The organism is Enterococcus sp. DIV0755f, from assembly GCF_051713725.1.
Taxonomy (GTDB): Bacteria; Bacillota; Bacilli; order Lactobacillales; family Enterococcaceae; genus Enterococcus_D; species Enterococcus_D casseliflavus.
This window is the reverse complement of record NZ_JBIOQL010000001.1, coordinates 1716626-1739671: the sequence shown is the minus strand read 5'-3', so window position 1 is coordinate 1739671 and position 23046 is coordinate 1716626. Positions and strand designations below refer to the sequence as shown.

General features: G+C 44.2%; 20 protein-coding genes. 19 read left to right on the top strand and 1 reads right to left on the bottom strand.

Annotation, left to right across the window (positions count from 1 at the left end; genetic code table 11):
• Positions 1-214 precede the first annotated feature (214 nt).
• The 3 genes from alaS to cls all read left to right on the top strand — a co-directional run bounded on the left by alaS (position 215) and on the right by cls (position 5769).
• Positions 215-2857 (top strand): alanine--tRNA ligase, encoded by a 2643-nt coding sequence (gene alaS, locus IGI73_RS07880; protein WP_438759174.1) that lies wholly within the window; start codon positions 215-217, stop codon positions 2855-2857.
• Positions 2858-3135: 278 nt separating this feature from the next.
• Positions 3136-4278 carry a cation diffusion facilitator family transporter gene (locus IGI73_RS07875; RefSeq protein WP_060791946.1) on the top strand — a complete coding sequence of 381 codons (1143 nt, stop codon included), beginning with the start codon at positions 3136-3138 and terminating at the stop codon, positions 4276-4278.
• Positions 4279-4302: 24 nt separating this feature from the next.
• Positions 4303-5769 carry a cardiolipin synthase gene (gene cls / locus IGI73_RS07870; RefSeq protein ID WP_015509734.1) on the top strand — a complete coding sequence of 489 codons (1467 nt, stop codon included), beginning with the start codon at positions 4303-4305 and terminating at the stop codon, positions 5767-5769.
• On the opposite strand, the gene IGI73_RS07865 is transcribed toward cls, so the two are convergent.
• Positions 5749-6165 carry a ribonuclease HI family protein gene (locus IGI73_RS07865; RefSeq protein ID WP_005226128.1) on the bottom strand — a complete coding sequence of 139 codons (417 nt, stop codon included), beginning with the start codon at positions 6163-6165 and terminating at the stop codon, positions 5749-5751. The genes cls and IGI73_RS07865 overlap by 21 nt on opposite strands.
• A 65-nt stretch (positions 6166-6230) precedes the next feature.
• Here IGI73_RS07865 and IGI73_RS07860 point away from each other — a divergent pair, with 65 nt between their 5' ends.
• From IGI73_RS07860 to pyrE, 16 genes are all read left to right on the top strand, one after another.
• A complete protein-coding gene (locus tag IGI73_RS07860) occupies positions 6231-6641 on the top strand; it encodes an EbsA family protein (protein WP_015509732.1) in 411 nt (136 codons plus the stop codon).
• A gap of 209 nt (positions 6642-6850) precedes the next feature.
• Positions 6851-8521 (top strand): formate--tetrahydrofolate ligase, encoded by a 1671-nt coding sequence (locus tag IGI73_RS07855; protein ID WP_015509731.1) that lies wholly within the window; start codon positions 6851-6853, stop codon positions 8519-8521.
• A 228-nt stretch (positions 8522-8749) separates the two neighbouring features.
• Positions 8750-9157: a hypothetical protein gene (locus IGI73_RS07850; RefSeq protein WP_015509730.1), complete on the top strand. Its 408-nt coding sequence runs from the start codon at positions 8750-8752 to the stop codon at positions 9155-9157.
• Positions 9150-9857, top strand: coding sequence for a CBS domain-containing protein (locus IGI73_RS07845; RefSeq protein WP_428206219.1), 708 nt, complete (start codon positions 9150-9152; stop codon positions 9855-9857). Before IGI73_RS07850 ends, IGI73_RS07845 begins: the two co-directional genes overlap by 8 nt.
• Positions 9854-10339: a signal peptidase II gene (lspA, locus tag IGI73_RS07840; RefSeq protein ID WP_005226122.1), complete on the top strand. Its 486-nt coding sequence runs from the start codon at positions 9854-9856 to the stop codon at positions 10337-10339. Before IGI73_RS07845 ends, lspA begins: the two co-directional genes overlap by 4 nt.
• Positions 10323-11231 carry an RluA family pseudouridine synthase gene (locus IGI73_RS07835; RefSeq protein WP_005226121.1) on the top strand — a complete coding sequence of 303 codons (909 nt, stop codon included), beginning with the start codon at positions 10323-10325 and terminating at the stop codon, positions 11229-11231. The genes lspA and IGI73_RS07835 overlap by 17 nt, the downstream gene beginning before the upstream one ends.
• Before the next feature lie 243 nt (positions 11232-11474).
• A complete protein-coding gene (gene pyrR, locus IGI73_RS07830) occupies positions 11475-12011 on the top strand; it encodes a bifunctional pyr operon transcriptional regulator/uracil phosphoribosyltransferase PyrR (protein ID WP_005231374.1) in 537 nt (178 codons plus the stop codon).
• Between the two features lie 19 nt (positions 12012-12030).
• Positions 12031-13311: a solute carrier family 23 protein gene (locus IGI73_RS07825; RefSeq protein ID WP_005226119.1), complete on the top strand. Its 1281-nt coding sequence runs from the start codon at positions 12031-12033 to the stop codon at positions 13309-13311.
• A gap of 47 nt (positions 13312-13358) precedes the next feature.
• Positions 13359-14285 (top strand): aspartate carbamoyltransferase catalytic subunit, encoded by a 927-nt coding sequence (locus tag IGI73_RS07820; RefSeq protein WP_015509726.1) that lies wholly within the window; start codon positions 13359-13361, stop codon positions 14283-14285.
• A 36-nt stretch (positions 14286-14321) separates the two neighbouring features.
• The gene (locus IGI73_RS07815; RefSeq protein WP_428206220.1) at positions 14322-15605 is read left to right on the top strand and encodes a dihydroorotase; all 1284 of its coding nucleotides are present in this window, start codon (positions 14322-14324) and stop codon (positions 15603-15605) included.
• A 1-nt stretch (position 15606) separates the two neighbouring features.
• Positions 15607-16686: a carbamoyl phosphate synthase small subunit gene (locus IGI73_RS07810; protein ID WP_010748372.1), complete on the top strand. Its 1080-nt coding sequence runs from the start codon at positions 15607-15609 to the stop codon at positions 16684-16686.
• A gap of 1 nt (position 16687) precedes the next feature.
• Complete coding sequence (gene carB, locus IGI73_RS07805; RefSeq protein WP_034868615.1) at positions 16688-19873, top strand: carbamoyl-phosphate synthase large subunit; 3186 nt, start codon at positions 16688-16690, stop codon at positions 19871-19873.
• A 21-nt stretch (positions 19874-19894) separates the two neighbouring features.
• Entirely contained in the window at positions 19895-20671 is a 777-nt protein-coding gene (locus tag IGI73_RS07800; RefSeq protein ID WP_005226114.1) for a dihydroorotate dehydrogenase electron transfer subunit, read from the top strand.
• Entirely contained in the window at positions 20671-21594 is a 924-nt protein-coding gene (locus tag IGI73_RS07795) for a dihydroorotate dehydrogenase (RefSeq protein WP_428206221.1), read from the top strand. The genes IGI73_RS07800 and IGI73_RS07795 overlap by 1 nt, the downstream gene beginning before the upstream one ends.
• On the top strand, positions 21594-22313 hold the full coding sequence (gene pyrF / locus IGI73_RS07790; protein WP_005226112.1) for an orotidine-5'-phosphate decarboxylase: 720 nt from the start codon (positions 21594-21596) through the stop codon (positions 22311-22313). The genes IGI73_RS07795 and pyrF overlap by 1 nt, the downstream gene beginning before the upstream one ends.
• Positions 22310-22945: an orotate phosphoribosyltransferase gene (gene pyrE / locus IGI73_RS07785; RefSeq protein WP_428206222.1), complete on the top strand. Its 636-nt coding sequence runs from the start codon at positions 22310-22312 to the stop codon at positions 22943-22945. Before pyrF ends, pyrE begins: the two co-directional genes overlap by 4 nt.
• Positions 22946-23046: the final 101 nt, after the last annotated feature.

The window sequence follows — 23046 nt, the reverse complement described above, 5'->3', positions numbered from 1 at the left end:
TGCAGCAGAAATGTTGCCGTCCACTCCGCGTTAACGAGTCTAAGAGGTAATGAGTCACATCATTGCAAGCAAGGTGGTACCGCGTATCGACGTCCTTGCTCTGCAATGGTGTTTTTTTATCGTCAAAATGACTCTACAGGAATAAGAGCGCCTTACCAGCAATTTTGTCAGCCCCTGTATCTTAAGCGAACACAGAAGAAAGTAGGAGAATAACGTGAAACAATTATCCAGTGCAGAAGTACGCCAAATGTTTTTGGACTTCTTTCAATCAAAAGGACATTCCATCGAGCCGAGTGCGTCCCTTGTTCCAGTCAACGATCCAACCCTGTTATGGATCAATTCAGGGGTGGCAACGCTAAAAAAATATTTTGATGGCAGTGTTGTTCCTGAAAACCCAAGAATTACCAATGCGCAAAAATCGATTCGGACTAACGACATTGAAAACGTTGGGAAAACAGCAAGACATCATACGATGTTTGAAATGCTAGGCAACTTTTCAATCGGCGATTACTTCAAAAATGAGGCGATCCATTGGGCATGGGAGTTTTTGACCTCACCAGAATGGATGGCTTTTGATCCAGACAAATTATATGTCACGGTTTATCCAAAAGACACAGAAGCAAAACGGATTTGGGCAGAGGAAGTCGGCTTACCAACAGAGCATATCGTTGAGATTGAAGACAACTTTTGGGACATCGGTGCAGGACCTTGTGGACCGGATTCAGAGATTTTCTATGACCGTGGTCCTGAGTTTAATGACGTAGCGGAAGATGATCCCGAAAACTACCCTGGTGGCGAAAATGAACGCTATTTGGAAATCTGGAATCTGGTCTTTTCAGAGTTCAATCATCAACCAGATGGCTCCTATGAACCACTACCACATAAAAACATCGATACGGGGATGGGGCTGGAACGAATGGTTTCCATCGTTCAAAATGCACCAACCAATTTTGAAACAGACTTGTTTCTGCCGATCATTAATGCAGTGGCAGATTTAAGCGGTCGTGTGAACTACGGCGACAGCAAAACGACAGATATCTCCTTTAAAGTGATTGCAGACCATATCCGCGCGCTTTCTTTTGCGATCGGCGATGGGGCACTTCCTTCAAATGAAGGCCGTGGCTATGTTTTACGTCGTTTATTACGTCGTGCAGTCATGCATGGGAAAAAATTAGGGATCGATACTGCCTTCTTATACAAATTAGTACCGATCGTTGGCGAGATCATGGAAAGCTACTATCCTGAAGTACTAGAACAGCAAGAATTTATTGAGAAAGTGATCCGCAACGAGGAAGAACGTTTCCATGAAACGATCAATGAAGGGTTAGATATTTTAAATCAAGTGATCGCCCAAGTAAAAGCAGACGGTCAAGATACGTTAGCTGGTCAAGATATTTTCAAATTGTATGACACTTACGGCTTCCCAGTTGAATTGACAGAAGAAGTGGCGGAAGACGAAGGGTTGAAAGTGGACCACCAAGGGTTTGAACAAGAAATGGATGCACAACGTGCCCGCGCTCGTGCGGCTCGACAAACGGAGCTTTCAATGGGCGTACAATCCGCTTTATTGACAGATATCAAAGTAGACAGCCGTTTCGTTGGCTATGATTCACTTGAAGCAAACAGCGAATTATTAGTGATCATCCAAGACGAAGCGTTACATGATTCTGTTTCGACAGGTGAAGCAAAACTGATTTTTGCCGAAACACCATTTTACGCAGAAATGGGTGGACAAGTTGCGGATACAGGCACGATCGTAGCAGAAGATGGTACGATTGTAGCGGAAGTGACGGATGTCAAAAAAGCACCGAACGGTCAGTTCTTGCATACTGCTACAATCAAAGCGCCACTAAAAGAAGGCATGAACTATTTCTTACAAGTGGATCAGCATCGTCGCAATAAGATCATTAAAAATCATACGGCGACTCACTTATTGCATAAAGCCTTAAAAGAAGTATTAGGCAGCCATGCGAACCAAGCAGGTTCATTAGTTGCTCCAGGACATTTGCGCTTTGACTTTAGTCATTTTGGGCAAGTGACCAGCGAAGAGCTGAGCCAAATGGAACAAATCGTCAACCAGAAAATTTGGGAAGCTCTTCCTGTTGTGACGATCGAAACGGATATCGATACCGCAAAAGGCATGGGAGCGATGGCACTCTTTGGTGAAAAATATGGGCATGACGTTCGCGTCGTCAATGTTGCCGATTGGTCGATCGAATTATGCGGGGGAACCCATGTAGCAAATACGGAGGATATCGGTATTTTCAAAATCGTTTCTGAATCAGGGATCGGTGCTGGTGTTCGTCGGATCGAAGCAGTGACTAGTCAAGAAGCTTATACGTTATTGCATGAAGAAGAAGCGCAATTAAAAGCAATTGCAGGGATCGTTAAATCCGCCCAATTAAAAGAAGTCGTTGCCAAAACAGAACAACTGCAAGCGCAGCTGCGTGAATTGCAAAAAGAAAACGAAGCTCTTGCCAGCAAGTTAGCAAACCAGCAAGCAGGGGATGTTTTCAAGGATGTCAAAGAAGTAAATGGTCTGCGTCTGATCACAGCAAAAGTGACTGTAAAGGACATGAACCAATTACGTCAACTAGCTGACCAATGGAAACAAAAAGACCATTCTGATATTTTAGTGTTAGCTACCGCGAATGATGGCAAAGTGAATCTTTTAGCTGCCATGAACAAAGCAGCCAACGAAAAAGGATTGAAAGCAGGCGATTTGATCAAAGAGATCGCACCTAAAGTTGGCGGCGGCGGTGGCGGCCGTCCTGATATGGCACAAGCCGGCGGGAAGAATCCAGAAGGAATCGCAGCAGCACTTGAGACAGCAGCAGCGTGGTTAGCTGCCAAGTAAGCACACTAGCTGGTTGAATCTGTACCCGCGAGTTCCTTTCCTTTAAGAAGATAGGTGAAAGTGGAGCGTAGGTCTTTAACACATTCCTTTTTTGAACGAAGATGACGGAGGGGGAGACCCTTCCGTTATCTTTTTCCTTTTTTCCTACGTGTTATCTGAAAATGCGTTTGATAATTGAAGGGAATTCGCTTTTTTTTCGAAAAAACGATACGAATAGTTGTTTAATTGAATTCCTTCGGGGTAAAATAAGAAAGATGGTTTTTTGAGAGGGTGATGATTTGCTAAACTTTTTTTTAAATCGCAGCAAAAAAAATGGTGTCTACGAACGTACAGCCATCGGGAAGTTAGCAGGTAGCCTCGGGTTGCTTTCCAACCTACTATTATTTGCTGGGAAATTTATCATTGGCTTATCTGCCCAGTCTGTTTCGATTATGGCAGATGCCATCAACAGTCTTTCAGATACCGCTTCGTCTATTTTAACATTGATCGGTTTTCGGATCTCTGCGAAACCAGCCGACAGTGAACATCCATATGGTCATGAGCGATTTGAAGCCATCAGTGGGTTTGTAGTATCTTTGATCATCACGTTTGTTGGCGGCCAATTTCTCATCAGCTCTGTGCAACGCATCATGGAACCGACGAGTATCCGTCTTTCCCCACTATTGTTTATCGTTTTGGTCTTATCGATTTTGATCAAAATCTGGCAGGGAGCGATGTACCGCAAACTGGCGAACCTGATCGGCTCTCAAACACTTAAAGCCAGCGGACAAGACAGTCTCAACGATGTGTATACAACGGGGGCAGTTTTGTTTTCAGCGACGATCGAGTGGCTGACTGGCCTACGTATCGATGGCTTTGTCGGCTGTCTGATTGCCTTGTATATTTTGATTAGCGGAATCAAAATGATTCGTTCCTTTATCAACGAATTATTAGGGGCACGCCCAACCCAAGAAGAAGTAGCTGCCATGGAGCAACGCTTGGATCACTATCCGACGATTCTCGGTTACCATGATTTACTGGTTCATAATTATGGACCGAAAAATCGCTTTGCCAGTGTGCATATCGAAGTGGATGAAACGTGGTCTTTACGAGAAGCGCATGAGGTGATTGATGCGATTGAACAAGATTTTCGCCAATCTTTAAAGGTCGACCTGGTCTGTCATCTTGATCCAGTACCAATTCAAGATCAGCAGTATCGGCATTTAAAAAAAGAAGTGTCAAAGATCATTCGCTTCGTTGACCCACAGTTACGGATGCATGATTTTCAGGTCAAAGGAGATCTGTTGGCTTTTGATTTAGTGATTCCCGCAAAATCGGCGTATAGTGATCAAGAAATCGAAGAAATGCTGAAACAAAAAATCAAAGAAACACTAGGGGACTATGAATTGAAGCTTGCTTTCGATCACAGTTACCTATTATAGGGTTACAGGATATAGGAGGAAACTATGATAAAAATGGATATGAGCATGATTTCCACGGTATTATTGGCACTTTTGTTTATTAATACGATCGCTGCCTTTATTACTGTTTTTCGGAAACCACGCTCGATTGCAAGTGTCTTTGCTTGGATGATGACGTTGGTATTCATCCCCGGCATCGGGTTCTTGTTGTACTTGTTTTGTGGTCGGGGGATCGACGGAGAAATTATTTATAAATTTAGTGAGCACCACCAAAGTAGGATCAATGAGTTGAATCAAATCATCAAAGTGCACAATTATTCTTTTCCTGAACATCCTTACTCAGATGACAATCATCTATTAGAGCGCTATTTTAAGAACCTTGATGAATCGCCCTTGACGAAAGGAAACAAAGTAGAATTTTATACAGATGGAAAAGAAAAATTTGCAGCATTGTTTGAGGACATGAAGCAAGCAGAAGATAATCTGCATGTGGAGTATTATTCGTTTTTTAATGATGAGATCGGTGGCCAATTCTTGTCAATCTTGATCGATAAAGCCCGTGAAGGTGTTGAAGTGCGTTTGGTCTATGATCCATGGGGGTCACCGAAGGCCAATCGGAAATTCTTTCAACCGTTGATTGATGCCGGTGGAAAAGTCGTGCCTTTCATCACTTCGAAGAACCTGATCCGCAACACACGATTGAACTACCATCTACATCGAAAAATCGTTGTGATCGACGGTCAAATCGGATGGACTGGCGGCTTTAATGTCGGCGATCAATATTTAGGGAAAAAGGCCAAATTTGGCTATTGGCGAGACACCCATGCGAGAATCGTAGGTACTGCCAGTTTTACACTACAAGAGATTTTTATTCGTGACTGGAACGCATCTGTAAAAAGAGAAGAGGATCAGCTGGAATACGAGGATCGCTACTTTATTCTACCGCCGAAAGAGCGCTCTGGAAATGTCGATTTGCAGATCGTCGCTGATGGGCCTGAAAGTGAGACCCAAATTCTCAAAGGCGGTTTTGTAAAAATGATCTTAGCTGCCAAAGAATCGATTTGGATCCAAACGCCTTATTTGATTCCTGATGACAGTATGATGAACGCATTGGAAATTGCCATCCACTCAGGTGTAGACGTCCGAATCATGATTCCATGTATGCCTGACCACCCATTCATTTATCGGGCAACACAGCATTATGCCAATTACTTGCATCGCCGTGGTGCAAAAATCTACATCTATAACAATGGTTTCCTCCATGCGAAGACGGTCATGATGGATGATACCATTAGTTCCTTTGGGACGACGAATCAAGACATTCGGAGTTATGCCTTGAATTTTGAAGTCAATGCCTTCGCCTACGATCACGATGTCACGCAAACGTTGAAAGGCTTCTTTGAAGAAGATATGGCACAATCAACATTACTGACGGATGAAATTTTGGCGAAGCAATCTTACTGGTTGCGCTTCAAACAAAACTTCTCTCGGTTATTGTCTCCGATCCTTTAATTTCATCGCTTTTGCTAATCCTTGGCGTGCCAAATGGTCGGCACCTTTGTTTTGACTCTCAGGGACCCATTGGATGATTGCTAAAGCGAACTGTTTCAACAAGTATTGAATTTCTGTTAAATAATCAGAAAAAGCAGGGTTTTTGGTATAATTCTTGTCGATGGTCTGCGCAACGACTTTGCTGTCGGTATAGAGCATAATTGTCTGTTCCTGTAAACCTTTGTCAATCAGTAGCTGCAACGCGTTGACCATCACAGCGAACTCTGCTTGGTGGTTGGTTGAATCAGGTAGCGGAAACGCAATTTGTTCATGCAGATCAGTACCGACAATGACGATTCCACCGCCACTAGGGCCGGGGTTGCCTTTCGTGGAAGCATCAAGATAAACTTTTAACATTGTCTCACCCTTTTTTGATATGATAAAGATAGTATACTAGAAATTTTATGTTGTGAGGAACTTTTATGAAGCGTAAATTGTATTGGCAACCGGAAGCTGCTACAGCGATCATTTATTGGTCGTTTACTATGATGATATTATTTATCAGTTTGATTCTTTCGTTAGAAAATACCAGACCTTATTGGAAAAGCAACCTCGTTTTAGCCGTCTTTTTCTTTTTTGTATGGTTAGGGATTCACCGAAGCATGCTCATCAGGAATGATTTGCTCCTGATTCGCTATGCGCGCTTATGGAAGAAAAGCCTTATTTCTTTACCTGAGATAGAAAAATGGCAAATTATAAACCGTTTAATAAGCATTACCGATCATCAAAAAACGTATACCTTCACGTTGCGTAAAAAAGATGTGGCATGGTTAGAAACTTTTTTTCAAGAAAAAATCCCTGAAAAAAGGGTGCAGATCGAAACCAACGAGTAATTCATAGGAATCTAGAAAGCAACGATCACTCCTTTTGGCGTTACAGCCTTAGGAGGGACGTTGTTTTTTGTTTACATAAAGGATTCGTGAAACTTCTTGTAAAATTGTGAAAAATCACTCTTTCTTTCTGAATAAAATCAAGTATAATAAGAGCATAGCAAACAAAATACATTTTAAAGTGCTAAATAGTTCGTGAATTGAGGGTAAAAATGAAATCAGATATCGAAATTGCACAAGAATCAATGCCTAAACCGATTATTGAAATTGCTGAACCACTTGGTTTAACAGGCGATGACCTGGAACTTTATGGCAAGTATAAAGCAAAAATCGAATGGTCGGCAATCACCGAAAAAGCAAACAATCCGCTGGGTAAACTCATTTTAGTCACAGCGATCAGTCCGACACCCGCTGGAGAAGGCAAGTCAACCGTGACCATTGGACTTGCAGATGCGTTAAATCAAATCGGCAAGCAAACCGTCATCGCCTTACGTGAGCCATCTTTAGGACCAGTAATGGGCATCAAAGGCGGCGCCACCGGCGGCGGCAAAGCACAAGTGTTGCCGATGGAGGACATCAACTTACACTTCACTGGCGATATGCATGCGATCACAGCAGCAAACAATGCCTTGTCTGCATTGATCGATAACCATATCCAGCAAGGCAATGAGTTGGGGATCGACGGACGTCGGGTCACATGGAAACGGGTTGTCGATTTGAATGATCGAGCGTTACGACAAGTGATCGTCGGTCTAGGGGGACCGTTACAAGGCGTTCCCCGAGAAGACGGTTTTGACATCACCGTTGCTAGTGAAATCATGGCGATTTTGTGCTTGGCAACAAGCATTGATAATTTAAAAGAGCGATTAGGAAAGATTTTAATTGGTTATTCTTTTGAGAAACAACCGATTTACGTAAAAGATCTGGCGGTCCAAGGTGCTTTAGCCTTACTTTTAAAAGATGCCCTCAAACCGAATCTTGTTCAAACGATTGAAGGAACCCCTGCGCTGATCCATGGCGGACCTTTTGCGAATATTGCCCATGGGTGTAATAGTGTCATCGCAACCGAGACGGCTTTGCACTTAGGCGAATACACGGTGACCGAAGCTGGGTTTGGTGCTGACTTAGGGGCAGAGAAATTTCTTGATATCAAAACACCGAACTTATCAAAGGCACCAGATGCGATCGTAGTAGTAGCGACGATCAGAGCACTGAAGATGCATGGTGGGGTCGCTGTGGCTGATTTAGGGACAGAAAACTTAAAAGCATTAGAGTTAGGCTTCAGTAATTTAAAGCGACATGTTGAAAACATGCGTAAATACGGGATTCCAGTTGTCGTTGCGCTTAATGAGTTCTCACAAGACACCGAAGCGGAGCGAACATTAGTCGAAACCATGTGCCAGCAAATCGACGTCACCATCGCACGGACAGCCGTTTGGGCAGACGGTGGTGCAGGTGGAACGGATCTAGCAAAAGCAGTGGTTCAAGTAATCGAGGAAAAACCTGCCAACTATCAACGCTTGTATACCGACGATTTGCCTTTAGCGGATAAAGCTTCTTTGATCGTGCGGGAAATCTATGGCGGGGCAGAGGTTGAGTTTGCGCCGAAAGCCAAGGCACAGTTGCAAAGCTTCAAAGAACAAGGCTGGGATCAGCTGCCGATCTGTATGGCAAAAACCCAGTATTCCTTCAGTGATGATCCAAAGCGATTGGGCGCACCAGATGACTTTACAGTAACGATTCGCGAATTCGTGCCAAAATTAGGGGCTGGCTTTATCGTAGCCTTGACAGGTGCCGTGATGACGATGCCAGGATTACCGAAGAAACCTGCCGCCATCAATATGGACGTGACTTCTGATGGCCAAGCGATCGGTCTTTTCTAAAAGAGCTATCACAAACAAAGAAGGCATTCGCGGCATTTGAAACGGAAAAACGGAAAGAGATGATTTGAAAGGACGGGTGCAAGCGGCATTCGTCTTTTTCTCGTTCATTAGACGTGATGGAAGATAAAAGTAGGGATTCTTGTTATAATAATCAAGGAAGCAAGCAAAAGTCTATTTTCTTTCTTTTGATAATCAAGTATACTTAACCAATTGAGGTGATCTTTGTCAATGGAGCTACAACTAACTAGGAGGACTGGTTTTTATGGAATGGGCAGTCCCTTGGAGGTCATGCAAGGAAAAAAAAGAATCGCTGCCATCAATCATCAGCAAACGATTTTTTTGGGGCTAGCTGAGCAGACGCCGATTCGTGTGCGCATGTTTTTTTTAGAAAGTCAGCCTTTTCAGTTACCAAAAGGCCAATCAGCGCTCAAGCTGGAGGTCGTGATGAATCCTGCGCTTAAAAGAATATATATCGGCTTTTATTTAAGCCTTTTTCTCATGATGGGGGTATTGGGCTTATTATCCATCTCCCTTTACTCGTTGCTTTTTGTCGGTGTGTATTTAGTGGCATATTTTGTCTTTGTTTTGATTTATTTAAAAAAAGCGTATCTTATCAAGGAGGTTCCTCATGGCTAGTGGTGCAGATCAATTTTTGAGCAGTTTTAATCGAATTGAAAAGCGGCTTCGTGACGAATTGGATAATCCGCGGAATATGGGTTTTTCTGAAATGGTTCGTCGCTTGTCAAAAAGCAAAAATATCAATGTCAGAAGAGCAGAAGATGATCTATTACAAATGGCTCAGCTGCGCAATGCCATCGTACATGAAAAAATCGGAGAAAACTTTGTCATTGCGGAACCGAATGAATGGGTTGTCAATCGCATCCAAGAAATTGAACGCTCCTTACTGGCACCTGAAAAAGTCATGCCGCGTTTTGCGAAACGAGTGACTGGTTTTGAAAAGCACCTGCCATTACCAGAGTTATTGAAAATCGTTGCCCAAAAGCGCTATTCACAATTTCCGATCTATGATAATGGTCGATTTTTGGGCTTGATCACCTTGCGGATGCTGGGATACTGGTTAGCGAAAGAAAGCCTCCATGGTGAAATCAAGTTGGCAGGCAGAACGGCAGATGAATTATTAGCAGGAGATGGGAAACGATCGAATTATTGTTTCGTGTCGGCTGAAACGGCCATCGTAGAAGTGGAAGAATTGTTTCAAAAAAATGCCCTGCTTGAGGCGGTTTTGATCACCAAGGATAAAAATCCGAATGGAAATCTCTTGGGCATCATCCGTCCGCGAGATATTTTTAAAGAAGAAAGAGTGGAAAATTTATGATCGCGTTGTTTTTTTTGTTAAGTGCTGTTGTCATTGGCTTGGATCAATGGCTGAAAATTTGGATCGTTGCCAATTATCAACTGGGTGAAACACATTCTCTGATCGACAATGTGTTGTCCCTGACCTATCTTCAGAATACGGGCGCAGCTTGGAGTATTCTAGAAGGAAAAATCACCTTTTTTGCGATCATCACGGTTATCGCGGTTGCTGTTGTTGTTTACCTATTGTTTCGCTACCAAAAAAGCAGTCTATGGTTTCGTTTCGGACTGGCGTTTGTTCTAGGTGGGGCGATCGGTAATTTTATCGATCGGTTGCAGCATGGCTTTGTGGTCGATATGTTCCAGCTTGATTTTATCAATTTCCCAATTTTCAATATCGCTGATATGTCATTAGTGTTCGGGGTGATCTTGATTTTTATTTATGCACTGGTAGATGACGAAGCAAAAGGGAAACAAGGAGAATCAAATGGAAAAGCAAATTGAAGTAATCATTAAAGAAGAAAAAGGGCGGGTCGACAAAGTGTTGGCTGAACGCTTGCCAAATCATAGTCGGTCACAAATCCAGCAGTGGCTAAAAGAAGATGCGGTCACATTGAAGGGCGAAACGGTTCGGGCAAATTATAAGGTAAAAGCAGGTGATCACTTGATCATCCAAGTACCAGAACCTGAAGTTGTAGATTTACAACCAGAAAATATTCCTTTGACGATCGTCTATCAAGATGCTGATGTGGCAGTCATCAACAAACCGCAAGGGATGGTGGTTCATCCATCCGCTGGGCATCCAAATGGCACCTTGGTTAATGCATTATTGTACCATATGGATGATTTATCCACGATCAATGATGTTGTTCGGCCAGGAATCGTTCATCGAATCGACAAAGATACGTCGGGTCTGTTAATGATCGCCAAAAATGATCAGGCACATGAGTCGTTAGCGAAACAATTGAAAGACAAAACATCGTTACGCAAGTACGTAGCATTGGTTCATGGTACGATCAGCCACGAAAAAGGCACCATCAATGCACCAATCGGTCGATCAAAAGTCAATCGCAAAATGCAAGCCGTGATCGAAAATGGCAAACCCGCTGTCACTCACTTCACCGTGTTGGAGCGCTTCGAGCAGTTCACCTTAGTAGAACTACAGCTGGAAACAGGAAGAACCCATCAAATAAGAGTCCACATGCAGTACATCGGTTTTCCGCTAGCTGGCGATCCGCTATATGGACCTAAACGCACGCTAAAAGGCAATGGGCAGTTTTTACATGCCAAGCTTCTAGGCTTCACCCACCCAACAACAGGCGAGTCGCTAGTCTTTGAAGCGCCATTACCAGAGCTGTTCGCCGACACGTTAAAAAAATTGCGAAAAAATGATTGATTTTTTTGTGTGAGAACTGTATAGTAATTGTAACAACTAAATAGCTCCTTTAAATGTAGTCCCGTGAGGCTAAGAAGGAATGAGTAAGCAGACGACTCCCGCGTTGGAGATTCGAACCCTTACTAGATGATAACGTGTACCCAAAATCCACAGAATGGGATTTTAGGCAACGATCGGAAAACATGACTCCTACCTCAAGCAGGTAGGAGTTTTTTTATGTTCAAAATTAGGAGGGAATAACATATGGCAGCGAAAGAAGTAGTAGATGCAGTAACAATGAAACGAGCGTTAACGCGGATCACCTATGAAATTATTGAAAGAAATCGAGGCATTGATAACTTGGTGCTGGTAGGGATCAAAACCCGCGGCATCTATATCGCGCAACGAATAGCAGAACGTTTAAAACAACTAGAAGGCGTAGAAGTACCTGTCGGTGAATTGGACATCACCTTGTACCGAGATGACAAAAAGACAGAAGATGATCCAGAGATCCATTCATCAGACATCCCGACTGCCATTGATGGCAAAGAAGTCATCTTGATCGATGATGTCTTGTTTACAGGACGGACGATTCGGGCAGCTTTGGATGCCATCATGGATATTGGTCGACCAAAAAGAATCTCACTCGCCGTTTTAGTTGACCGCGGTCATCGTGAACTGCCGATTCGGGCAGATTTTGTTGGAAAAAATATTCCAACTGCTTTAAGTGAAGAAATTATCGTGGAGATGGAAGAATCAGATGGTTCTGACCGGATCATGATCAATAAAGAAAACGACTAGGAAGAAGAGTGACAGCAACATGCAGAAGCAAGAATTTCGTAATCCAGACGCAGTTTTAGACATCAAAGATCGGCCCAAAGCACTGCCTTGGTTAGGCCTAAGCTTACAACATCTTTTCACGATGTTTGGGGCAACCGTTTTAGTTCCGATCCTCGTTGGGATCAACCCCAGCATCGCTTTAGTTAGTTCAGGTATTGGAACATTGGTTTACTTGGTCACGACGAAAGGGAAGATTCCAGCGTATCTAGGCAGCAGCTTTGCGTTTATCGCAGCGATGCAGATGCTGATGAAATCTGACGGCTACCCAGCTATCGCACAAGGCGCCATCACGACTGGGTTGGTCTACGTGATCGTTTCGATGATCATTAAACGTGCAGGTGCTGCTTGGTTGGATAAGATCTTACCTCCGATCATTGTCGGTCCTGTGATTATGGTGATTGGATTAGGGTTAGCCGCTAACGCAGCTCAGAATGCGATGTACAATGACTCAGTCTATGATTTCAAGTACATTCTGGTAGCCTTGGCTACCTTAGGATTAACGATTTTCTTCAATATGTTTCTGCGAGGGTTCTTAGGACTGATTCCGATCCTTCTGGGGATCGTGGGCGGATACTTGATCGCCTTAGCAGCGGGAATCGTCGATGTACAGCCCATCATTGACGCCAACTGGTTTGGCATGCCGAGCTTCGAGATTCCCTTCATTAACTATGAACCAAAACTGTATCTGAATGCGATCACTACGATGGCGCCGATCGCTTTTGTTACCATGACCGAACACATCGGTCATCTGATGGTCTTGAACAAATTAACGAAGCGGAACTTTTTTGAAGAGCCAGGCTTGAACCGAACACTTTTGGGCGATGGTTTTGCTCAAATCGCAGCCGGTCTCGTTGGGGGACCCCCAGTGACAAGTTACGGAGAAAACATCGGGGTTTTAGCCATTACACGCGTCCACAGCGTGTTCGTCATCGGTGGTGCGGCAATTCTAGCCATCGTACTAGGCTTCGTTGGAAAACTAAGCGCATTGATCTTAAGTATTCCTGGTCCAGTCATCTCAGGGATCAGCTTCCTGCTCTTTGGCGTCATCGCTGCCAGCGGGTTAAAAATTTTGATCGACAATAAAATCGATTTTGATCGTAAGAAGAATTTGATCATTGCGTCAGTGATCCTTGTGGTAGGAATCGGCGGGCTTGTCTTCACGGTCGGGACCTTCACCTTATCCGCAATGGCGTTAGCAACTGTCCTAGGAATCTTCTTGAATCTTATTTTACCTGACAGCTCTCGCAGCGAAGAAAAATAACTTGTGACAACTCATCGTTTAAACAGAATCAAAGGAGGAATTCATTCATGATTATTCAATCCGAAAGAATCAGCTTAAAGCATCTTTTGACGGTCGAAGCATTGACAGACCGTGAAGTGATGGGACTCATCCGCAGAGGACAAGAATTCAAAAGAGGGGCGAAATGGATGCCCCAAAAAGAACAATATTTCGCAACAAATCTCTTTTTTGAGAACAGTACCAGAACCCACAAAAGCTTCGATGTTGCTGAGAAAAAACTAGGGATCGAAGTCATCGAATTTGAAGCCTCCACCAGCTCTGTTCAAAAAGGCGAGACCTTGTATGACACGGTCTTGACGATGTCGGCTTTAGGTGTAGACGTTGCGGTCATTCGCCACGGCGATGAAAACTACTACGACTCTTTGATCCAAAGCAAAACGATCCAGTGCAGTATCATCAATGGCGGGGACGGCAGCGGCCAACACCCAACGCAATGTTTGCTAGATCTGATGACAATCTATGAAGAGTTCGGGCACTTTGACGACTTGAAAGTCGCAATCGTAGGCGACATCACCCACTCACGGGTCGCAAAATCAAACATGCAAATGTTGAAGCGTCTCGGCGCGAAAGTCTTCTTCTCAGGTCCAAAGGAATGGTATGACGAAGAATTTGAAGTATACGGTCACTGGATGCCACTCGACGAATTGGTCGAAGAAGTCGATGTCATGATGATGCTTCGTGTCCAGCACGAGCGCCATGATGGAACGGAAAGCTTTTCAAAAGAAGAATACTTAAAAAATCACGGGTTGACCGTCGAACGCGCCGCAAGAATGAAAGAGCATGCGATCATTATGCACCCAGCACCAGTCAATCGCGATGTGGAGTTAGCTGATGCCTTAGTTGAAAGCTTACGCTCGCGAATCATCACCCAGATGTCCAATGGCGTCTTTGTTCGAATGGCAATTCTTGAAGCGGTGTTGAACGGTAAGGCCTAACAGGCAAAAAGGAATGAATTAGAGGAGGAAGTTTACATGAAAACGCTCATTAAAAACGGTAAAATCATCAAAAAAGACAATCACTGTGTTCCTGCAGCAATTTGGATCGAAGACGGAATCATTCGCGGGATCGGTACAGAATTTCCCGAAACAGATTTTGACGAAGTCATCGATGCCAAAGAGCAATTGATCACACCAGGTTTAGTGGATGTTCATGTACACTTCAGAGAACCGGGCTTTGAATACAAAGAAACAATCGAAACGGGCAGCATGGCAGCCGCTCGTGGCGGGTTTACGACAGTTTGCGCAATGCCAAACCTTGACCCAGTTCCTGATACACCAGAAAAATTAGCAGCTGTTTACGAAAAAATCAACGCAGATGCATCAATCAATGTCTTACAATACGCCCCGATCACCGAAAACTTGCGCAGCGAAACGTTGACGGATGCAGCTGGAATGAAAGCCGCGGGGGCATTTGCCTTAACAAATGACGGTGTCGGGGTTCAGACTGCTGGCACAATGTATTTGGCAATGAAGCAAGTCGCCGAAAATGACTTGGCATTGGTTGCCCATACAGAAGATGATTCCTTACTCTTTGGCGGCGTGATGCATGCTGGTAAAAAAGCGGAAGAACTTGGATTGCCAGGGATCTTGAGTGTAACAGAAGCATCTCAAATCGCTCGGGATGTGCTTTTAGCGGAAGCAACAGGAGCCCATTACCATGTCTGCCATGTCTCTACGAAAGAAAGTGTTCGAGTGATTCGAGATGCCAAAAAAGCTGGGATCCATGTGACAGCCGAAGTTTCTCCCCACCATTTGCTTCTCATCGATGAAGATATTCCTGCCGATGAAGGCTTTTGGAAAATGAACCCACCGTTACGTGGGCAAGAAGACCGTGAAGCGTTGATCGAAGGTCTGTTGGATGGCACGATCGATTGTATCGCAACGGATCATGCCCCACATGGCTATGAAGAAAAAATGCAAAGCTTTTTAAAAGCACCCTTTGGCATCGTCGGATCAGAATATGCCTTCCAATTGTTGTACACTCATTTTGTGAAAACAGGACGCTTTACCTTGCAGCAGCTAGTGGATTGGATGACCGTGAAACCAGCGTCGCTCTTTGGTCTAAGTGCTGGAACGATGATGGTCGGAGACAAAGCCGACCTGGCAATTTTTGACTTAGAATCAGCTTATAACGTGGATCCTAAGCAATTCCTATCAAAAGGAGTTAATACGCCTTTCGGTGGATGGACGTTATATGGGGATACGAGTTATACATTTGTAAATGGTAAAACAGTATGGCAAAAAGGTGGGCAATAATATGAAGCGTTGGCTTATTTTAGAAGATGGAACATACTTTGAAGGCGAAGGGTTTGGTGCCAGTGTCAATGTTTTTGGTGAGATCGTTTTTACCACAAGCATGACAGGGTATCAAGAAGCCATTACGGATCAAAGCTTTAACGGACAAATCATTACGTTTACGTATCCGATGGTTGGCAATTACGGCGTCAACCGAGACGATTACGAATCAATTTCACCAACTTGTAAAGGGGTTGTTGTGAAAGAACACGCGCGTCTAGCGAGCAATTGGCGGAAACAGCTGACGTTAGACGAATTTTTAAAACGCAAAAATATTCCAGGGATCGCAGGAATCGATACACGAGCGCTGACGAGAAAGATTCGTCAACACGGAACCATGAAAGCGAGTATCGTTGATGCAGGCGATGTCTTTGATCATGCCTTTGATCAATTAAAAGCGGCGGTTTTACCAACCAATCAAGTGGCACAAGTTTCTACCTCAAAACCTTATCCAAGTCCTGGAACGGGTCGCAATATCGTGGTCATCGACTTCGGCTTGAAGCACAGTATTTTACGGGAGTTGTCACGCCGCAACTGCAATTTAACGATTTTGCCATACAATACGACAGCCCAAGAAATTTTAGACCTCGCACCAGATGGTGTAATGCTGACGAATGGACCAGGAGATCCAAAAAGCTTGCCAGAAGCAATTAAAATGATACAAGGGATTCAAGGCAAGGTACCAATCTTCGGGATTTGTTTAGGCCATCAGCTCTTCTCATTAGCGAATGGGGCAGATACCTATAAAATGAAATTCGGTCACCGTGGATTAAACCATCCGGTAAGAGAGATCGCCACTGGTCGGATCGATTTTACCTCACAAAACCATGGCTTTGCTGTGGATGAAGCATCCATCGATCCAGAAAAACTAATGGTAACCCACGTCGAAGTGAACGATGGCACGATCGAAGGGGTTCGTCATCGCCGTTACCCAGCATTCAGTGTCCAGTACCACCCAGATGCGGCACCGGGCCCGCATGATGCAGTCCACTTATTTGACGAATTTTTAGAGATGATCGATGCATGGAAGGAGCAGAACTAATATGCCAAAACGTACAGATATCAAGAAAATCATGGTTATCGGTTCTGGACCGATTATTATAGGACAAGCGGCAGAGTTTGATTATGCCGGTACACAAGCTTGTTTAGCTTTACGAGAAGAAGGCTACGAAGTGGTGTTAGTCAATTCGAATCCCGCAACGATCATGACGGACAAAGAAATTGCTGACAAAGTCTACATTGAACCAATCACATTTGAGTTCGTCTCACGGATTTTACGTAAAGAACAGCCTGATGCAATTTTACCGACATTAGGCGGACAAACGGGCTTGAATATGGCGATGGAATTAGCCAACTCAGGTATTTTGGATGAATTAGGAATTGAGTTGCTAGGAACCAAATTAGCAGCAATCGACCAGGCAGAAGACAGAGATTTATTCAAACAATTAATGGAAGAATTGGATCAACCGATCCCAGAATCAGAAATCGTGTCAACGGTGGAAGCAGCAGTTGAATTTGCGAAAAAAATCGGCTTTCCAATCATTGTTCGTCCAGCATTTACGCTAGGGGGAACGGGCGGCGGCATGTGTAACAATGAAGAAGAACTTCGCCAAATCGCTGAAAACGGCTTGAAGCTCTCGCCAGTGACCCAATGCTTGATTGAACGGAGTATTGCTGGATATAAAGAGATTGAATATGAAGTGATGCGAGATTCTGCTGACAACGCGATCGTCGTTTGTAATATGGAAAACTTCGATCCAGTCGGTATCCACACCGGCGATTCCATCGTCTTTGCGCCGAGCCAAACTTTGTCAGACCATGAATACCAAATGTTACGGGATGCCTCATTAAAAATCATCCGCGCGTTAAAAATCGAAGGTGGCTGTAACGTTCAATTGGCGCTTGATCCTCATAGCTTCAACTACTATGTCATTGAAGTAAATCCACGGGTCTCACGTTCCTCTGCGTTAGCAAGTAAAGCTACAGGGTACCCGATTGCCAAACTGGCAGCGAAAATTGCCGTCGGTTTAACATTGGATGAAATGAAAAATCCAGTCACAGAAACGACGTATGCAGAATTTGAACCCGCCCTTGACTATGTCGTCGCAAAAATTCCTCGCTGGCCGTTTGACAAGTTTGAAACTGGGGAACGTCGATTAGGAACACAAATGAAAGCGACGGGTGAAGTGATGGCGATCGGTCGTAATATTGAAGAGTCATTATTAAAAGCCGTTCGTTCATTGGAGATCGGCACACACCATATCGAAATGAAAGAATTAGAAGCTCTTTCTGACAATGATCTGATGGAAAAAGTCATCAAGGCGCAAGATGATCGCCTATTCTACGTCATGGAAGCCATCCGAAGAGGGTACACCATCGAAGATTTGAACGAAATGACGAAAATCGACTTGTTCTTCTTGGATAAGATGCTTCACATCTTTGAGATCGAACAAGCATTAGCAAACGAACCACATTCCCTTGATGTGTTGAAAAAAGCCAAGCAAAACGGCTTTACGGATAAAAAGATTGCTGAGCTGTGGGAAACCACGGAAGCTGAGATCCGCACGCTGCGTCATGAGCAAAAGATTTTGCCCGTCTACAAAATGGTAGATACATGTGCCGCAGAATTTGAATCAGCAACACCTTATTTCTACAGTACCTATGAGTTTGAGAATGAAAGCAAGCGCAGTGAAAAAGAATCTGTTCTTGTCCTAGGGTCTGGACCGATCCGAATCGGACAAGGGGTGGAGTTCGACTATGCAACAGTGCACTCGGTGAAAGCGATCCAAGCTGCTGGCTATGAAGCGATCATCATGAATAGTAATCCTGAAACGGTTTCGACTGACTTTTCTATCTCCGACAAGCTGTACTTTGAACCATTGACCTTAGAGGATGTCTTACACGTCATCGATTTGGAACAACCCATTGGGGTCATCGTTCAATTTGGCGGGCAAACGGCGATCAACTTAGCAGAGCCTTTAGTAAAAGCTGGGGTCAAAATCTTAGGCACCAGCATTGAAGATCTTGATCGTGCCGAAAATCGTGATCTCTTTGAGCAAGCATTACAAGCGCTAGATATTCCGCAACCACCAGGGGATACAGCGACGAACGAACAAGAAGCGATCGCCATCGCTCAAGAAATCGGCTATCCTGTTTTAGTCCGCCCAAGTTATGTCTTAGGGGGACGTGCGATGGAAATCGTGGAAAACCAAGCCGATTTAGAAGATTATATGCGTCATGCAGTGAAAGCATCACCAGAACATCCTGTTTTGGTCGATCGTTACTTGGTCGGTAAAGAATGTGAAGTCGATGCTATCTGTGACGGCAAAACTGTTTTGATTCCTGGAATCATGGAACATATCGAGCGTGCAGGGGTCCATTCAGGAGATTCAATGGCGGTCTATCCACCACAAAATCTTTCGGATGAACTAATTGCTACGATCGAAGAATATACCAAACGCTTGGCATTAGGTTTAAATTGTATCGGTATGATGAATATCCAATTTGTCATCCATGAGAACAAAGTGTATGTCATTGAAGTAAATCCTCGTGCTAGCCGAACCGTACCATTTTTAAGCAAGGTAACAGAGATCCCAATGGCACAAATTGCCACGAAGGCGATTCTCGGGGAAGAGATCACAGCGTTAGGTTATCAAGACGGACTTGCCCCAACACCAAATGAAGTACACATCAAAGCACCTGTCTTCTCCTTTACAAAACTTTTAAAAGTCGATACTTACTTAGGCCCTGAAATGAAATCAACGGGTGAAGTAATGGGATCAGACAAAGATTTGGCAAAAGCACTTTATAAAGCTTTTGAGGCATCAGGCCTGCATATTCCTGAATTTGGAAAAGCACTTTTCACCGTTGCAGACGAAAGCAAAGAAGAGGCAGCAGCACTGGCAGCGCGTTTCGTAGAGGTCGGCTTCACCTTATTGGCTACCAATGGAACCGCCGATTACTTTGAAGAAAAAGGACTACAAGTGACTCGGGTTGCCAAGATTTCCGAACAGCAAGCAGAAGAAACGGTTGTTGATTTGATCCGTAAAGGAACGACCCAAGTAGTAGTCAATACCATGGACAAAGATCGCCAAAATGCAACGGAAGACGGATTTATCATCCGCCGTGAAGCGGTGGAACATGGTGTACCGACCTTTACTTCTCTTGATACAGCGGATGCGATTCTAAAAGTGATGGAATCCCGCAGTTTTTCAACGAAAGCAATTTAACGCAGATAAAGGAGTTTTTTGATGAAGCAAGAAATCATGACCATCAGCAAACAGCGTCAACTGGCACCGCGGATTTTTGAAATGACATTGACGGGTGAATTAGTCAATGAGATGAGGACCCCAGGGCAATTTCTACACCTGCGGGTTCCTCAAAATGCCTTTCTTCTTCGCCGACCGATCAGTATCAATCATATCGATGCTGAGAAAAAAGAATGCCGAATCATTTATCGGGTTGAAGGAGATGGCACAAGAATTTTTTCAGAAATGACTGTTGGTGATCCAATCGATGTGATGGGGCCGTTAGGAAATGGGTTTCGCTATCATCATTTAAACCAAGGGGACACTGCATTTATCGTAGGGGGCGGTATCGGTGTACCGCCGCTCTATGAATTATCGAAACGCCTGACGCAACAAGGCGTCCACGTCATTCACTTTTTGGGCTTTGCCAGCAAAGACGTCATGTATTATGAAGAGGAATTTCGCGCACTGGGAGATACGAGGATCGCTACCGATGATGGCAGTGCGGGTTTACAAGGAAATGTTGGCAACCTGTTATTAGCTGCAGAGCAAACACCTGCGGCGGTCTTTGCTTGCGGAAATAACGGTCTTTTAAAAACCACCGCCCAGCTTTTCGAAGACCTTCCAGATGTTCAACTATCCATGGAGGCGCGAATGGCTTGCGGGATGGGTGCCTGTTATGCCTGTGTTTGCCATACGAAAGATGATGAACAAGGCACAAAAAGTGTCAAAGTTTGTGACGAAGGGCCTGTATTTCAGGCGAGAAAGGTGGTCATTTAATGTCGATCAATGTCGAGCTACCAGGATTGAGTCTAAAAAATCCGATAATGCCTGCCAGCGGCTGCTTTGGGTTTGGTGCAGAATATGATAAATATTATGACATCAGTCAATTAGGTGCGGTGATGATCAAAGCGACCACACCTGAACCACGTTTTGGCAATCCGACCCCAAGGGTAGCAGAAACGCCTAGCGGTATGTTAAATGCCATCGGGTTGCAAAATCCTGGGTTAGAAGCGGTCATGAATCAAATTTTACCCGACTTAGCTCAAAAACACCCCGATTTGCCAATCATCGCGAATGTTGCCGGTTCGACCGTCGAAGATTATGTTCTTGTGTGTCAGGAAATCAGTCAGGCAGAAAATGTCAAAGCGATCGAATTGAATATCTCTTGCCCGAACGTCAAGCATGGCGGCATCACGTTCGGAACCGATCCTGCGGTTGCTGGTGCATTGACTGAAGCGGTCAAAAAAGTCTCGAAAGTGCCGATCTATGTCAAACTTTCGCCGAATGTGACGGATATCGTCCCAATTGCACAAGCGATCGAAGCAGGCGGCGCCGACGGGTTTACGATGATCAATACACTTTTAGGCATGCGGATCGATCTAAAAACACGGAAACCAATTTTAGCTAACCAAACAGGGGGCTTGTCTGGTCCGTCAATCAAACCAGTGGCGATTCGCCTGATCAAACAAGTGGCGCAAGTTTCTCAATTACCAATTATTGGCATGGGGGGCGTGATGTCAGTGGATGATGTCCTTGAAATGTATCTGGCAGGTGCTAGTGCTGTTGCAGTCGGAACCGCAAACTTTACCGATCCTTACATTTGCCCAAAGTTGATTGAAGAATTGCCTATACGAATGGCAGAATTAGGAATCCCTTCTTTGGAACAGCTGATAAAAGAAGTGAGAGAGGAGCACATGTGATGAGTGAACGGCCAATTATTGCCTTAGATTTTCCTAACAAACAGGCTATTGAAACTTTTTTAGCGCAATTTCCTATAGAGGAAAAGTTGTTTGTGAAAGTGGGAATGGAGATTTTCTACCAAGAAGGACCAGCGATCGTTACTTGGTTAAAAGACTGTGGTCATGATATTTTTTTAGATTTAAAACTACATGATATTCCCAATACAGTAGGACGAGCAATGGAACGCTTAGCTTCTTTAGGTGTGGCTTTGACGAATGTTCATGCAGCCGGTGGGATCGAAATGATGACTGCTGCTAAAAAAGGCCTGCAGCAAGGAACCCCCGCAGGGCACAAAGTTCCTGATTTGATTGCAGTTACCCAATTGACCTCCACTAGTGAGGCACAAATGCATCATGATCAGCAGATCATGACGTCACTGCAAGAAAGTGTCATGCATTACGCCACTTGTGCCCAAAAAGCTGGGTTAGACGGTGTTGTTTGCTCCGCTCACGAAGCAAAGCAGATCAAACAAAGGACAACGGATGCCTTCATACGCTTGACGCCTGGTATCCGACCAGCTGGCAGTGAAGTTGGTGATCAAAAACGGATCATGACACCTGCACAAGCTCGTAAAGCAGGGGCTACCATGATCGTTGTGGGACGTCCAATCACCCAATCTAAGGCACCGTATGAAAGTTATCTGCAAATAAAACAAGAATGGAAGGAAGCTAGCCAATGAAAGAACAATCCAATCAAATCGCCAAAGATCTTTTAGACATCGAGGCGATTTTCTTACGACCGAATAAACCATTTACTTGGGCAAGCGGCATCAAAAGCCCTATTTACTGCGACAATCGAATTACTATGAGTTATCCACATGTACGTCGCGCCATTGCGAAAGGCTTAGCTGCAGTCATCAAAACGACTTACCCAGAAGCAGAAGTGATTGCAGGGACCGCAACAGCTGGGATTCCCCATGCTGCATGGGTCGCTGAATTGTTAGATTTGCCAATGGTTTATATTCGCAGCAAAGCAAAAGAACACGGTAAAGGCAATCAAATTGAAGGGCGTATTCAACCAAATCAAAAAATGGTCGTCATTGAAGATTTATTGTCAACAGGTGGCAGTGTCTTAGAGGCTTGTGAAGCAGCCAAAAGAGAAGGAGCCGATGTATTAGGCGTCGCTGCGATCTTTACTTACGAGCTGCCCCAAGTCCAAGAAAATTTTGATCAAGCAGGTTTATCCTATGTGACTTTGACAAACTATACAGCGTTGATCGAGTCGGCTTTAGAAACGGGTGCTATTCAAGAATCTGATGTTGCCCTGTTACAAGAGTGGCGTAAAGATCCTGCTGCTTGGTTGAGTGAATAAGGAATTGAAATAAGAAACGGATATGTGAGGGAATGACCAAGCATATTCGTTTTATTTTTACCTATTTTCTGATAGCATTGGGAGAAAGTTTTTTGATAGGA

Bases quoted from the DNA above. Each gene is read 5' to 3' on its own strand.
- pyrF (WP_005226112.1), top strand. From the start codon at position 21,594: ATGAGTGAACGGCCAATTATTGCCTTAGATTTTCCTAACAAACAGGCT.
- IGI73_RS07820 (WP_015509726.1), top strand. From the start codon at position 13,359: ATGATTATTCAATCCGAAAGAATCAGCTTAAAGCATCTTTTGACGGTC.
- IGI73_RS07800 (WP_005226114.1), top strand. From the start codon at position 19,895: ATGAAGCAAGAAATCATGACCATCAGCAAACAGCGTCAACTGGCACCG.
- IGI73_RS07810 (WP_010748372.1), top strand. From the start codon at position 15,607: ATGAAGCGTTGGCTTATTTTAGAAGATGGAACATACTTTGAAGGCGAA.
- IGI73_RS07835 (WP_005226121.1), top strand. From the start codon at position 10,323: ATGGAAAAGCAAATTGAAGTAATCATTAAAGAAGAAAAAGGGCGGGTC.
- IGI73_RS07825 (WP_005226119.1), top strand. From the start codon at position 12,031: ATGCAGAAGCAAGAATTTCGTAATCCAGACGCAGTTTTAGACATCAAA.
- IGI73_RS07850 (WP_015509730.1), top strand. From the start codon at position 8,750: ATGGAGCTACAACTAACTAGGAGGACTGGTTTTTATGGAATGGGCAGT.
- IGI73_RS07855 (WP_015509731.1), top strand. From the start codon at position 6,851: ATGAAATCAGATATCGAAATTGCACAAGAATCAATGCCTAAACCGATT.
- pyrR (WP_005231374.1), top strand. From the start codon at position 11,475: ATGGCAGCGAAAGAAGTAGTAGATGCAGTAACAATGAAACGAGCGTTA.
- lspA (WP_005226122.1), top strand. From the start codon at position 9,854: ATGATCGCGTTGTTTTTTTTGTTAAGTGCTGTTGTCATTGGCTTGGAT.
- IGI73_RS07815 (WP_428206220.1), top strand. From the start codon at position 14,322: ATGAAAACGCTCATTAAAAACGGTAAAATCATCAAAAAAGACAATCAC.
- IGI73_RS07865 (WP_005226128.1), bottom strand. From the start codon at position 6,165: ATGTTAAAAGTTTATCTTGATGCTTCCACGAAAGGCAACCCCGGCCCT.
- IGI73_RS07860 (WP_015509732.1), top strand. From the start codon at position 6,231: ATGAAGCGTAAATTGTATTGGCAACCGGAAGCTGCTACAGCGATCATT.
- IGI73_RS07795 (WP_428206221.1), top strand. From the start codon at position 20,671: ATGTCGATCAATGTCGAGCTACCAGGATTGAGTCTAAAAAATCCGATA.
- cls (WP_015509734.1), top strand. From the start codon at position 4,303: ATGATAAAAATGGATATGAGCATGATTTCCACGGTATTATTGGCACTT.
- carB (WP_034868615.1), top strand. From the start codon at position 16,688: ATGCCAAAACGTACAGATATCAAGAAAATCATGGTTATCGGTTCTGGA.
- pyrE (WP_428206222.1), top strand. From the start codon at position 22,310: ATGAAAGAACAATCCAATCAAATCGCCAAAGATCTTTTAGACATCGAG.
- IGI73_RS07845 (WP_428206219.1), top strand. From the start codon at position 9,150: ATGGCTAGTGGTGCAGATCAATTTTTGAGCAGTTTTAATCGAATTGAA.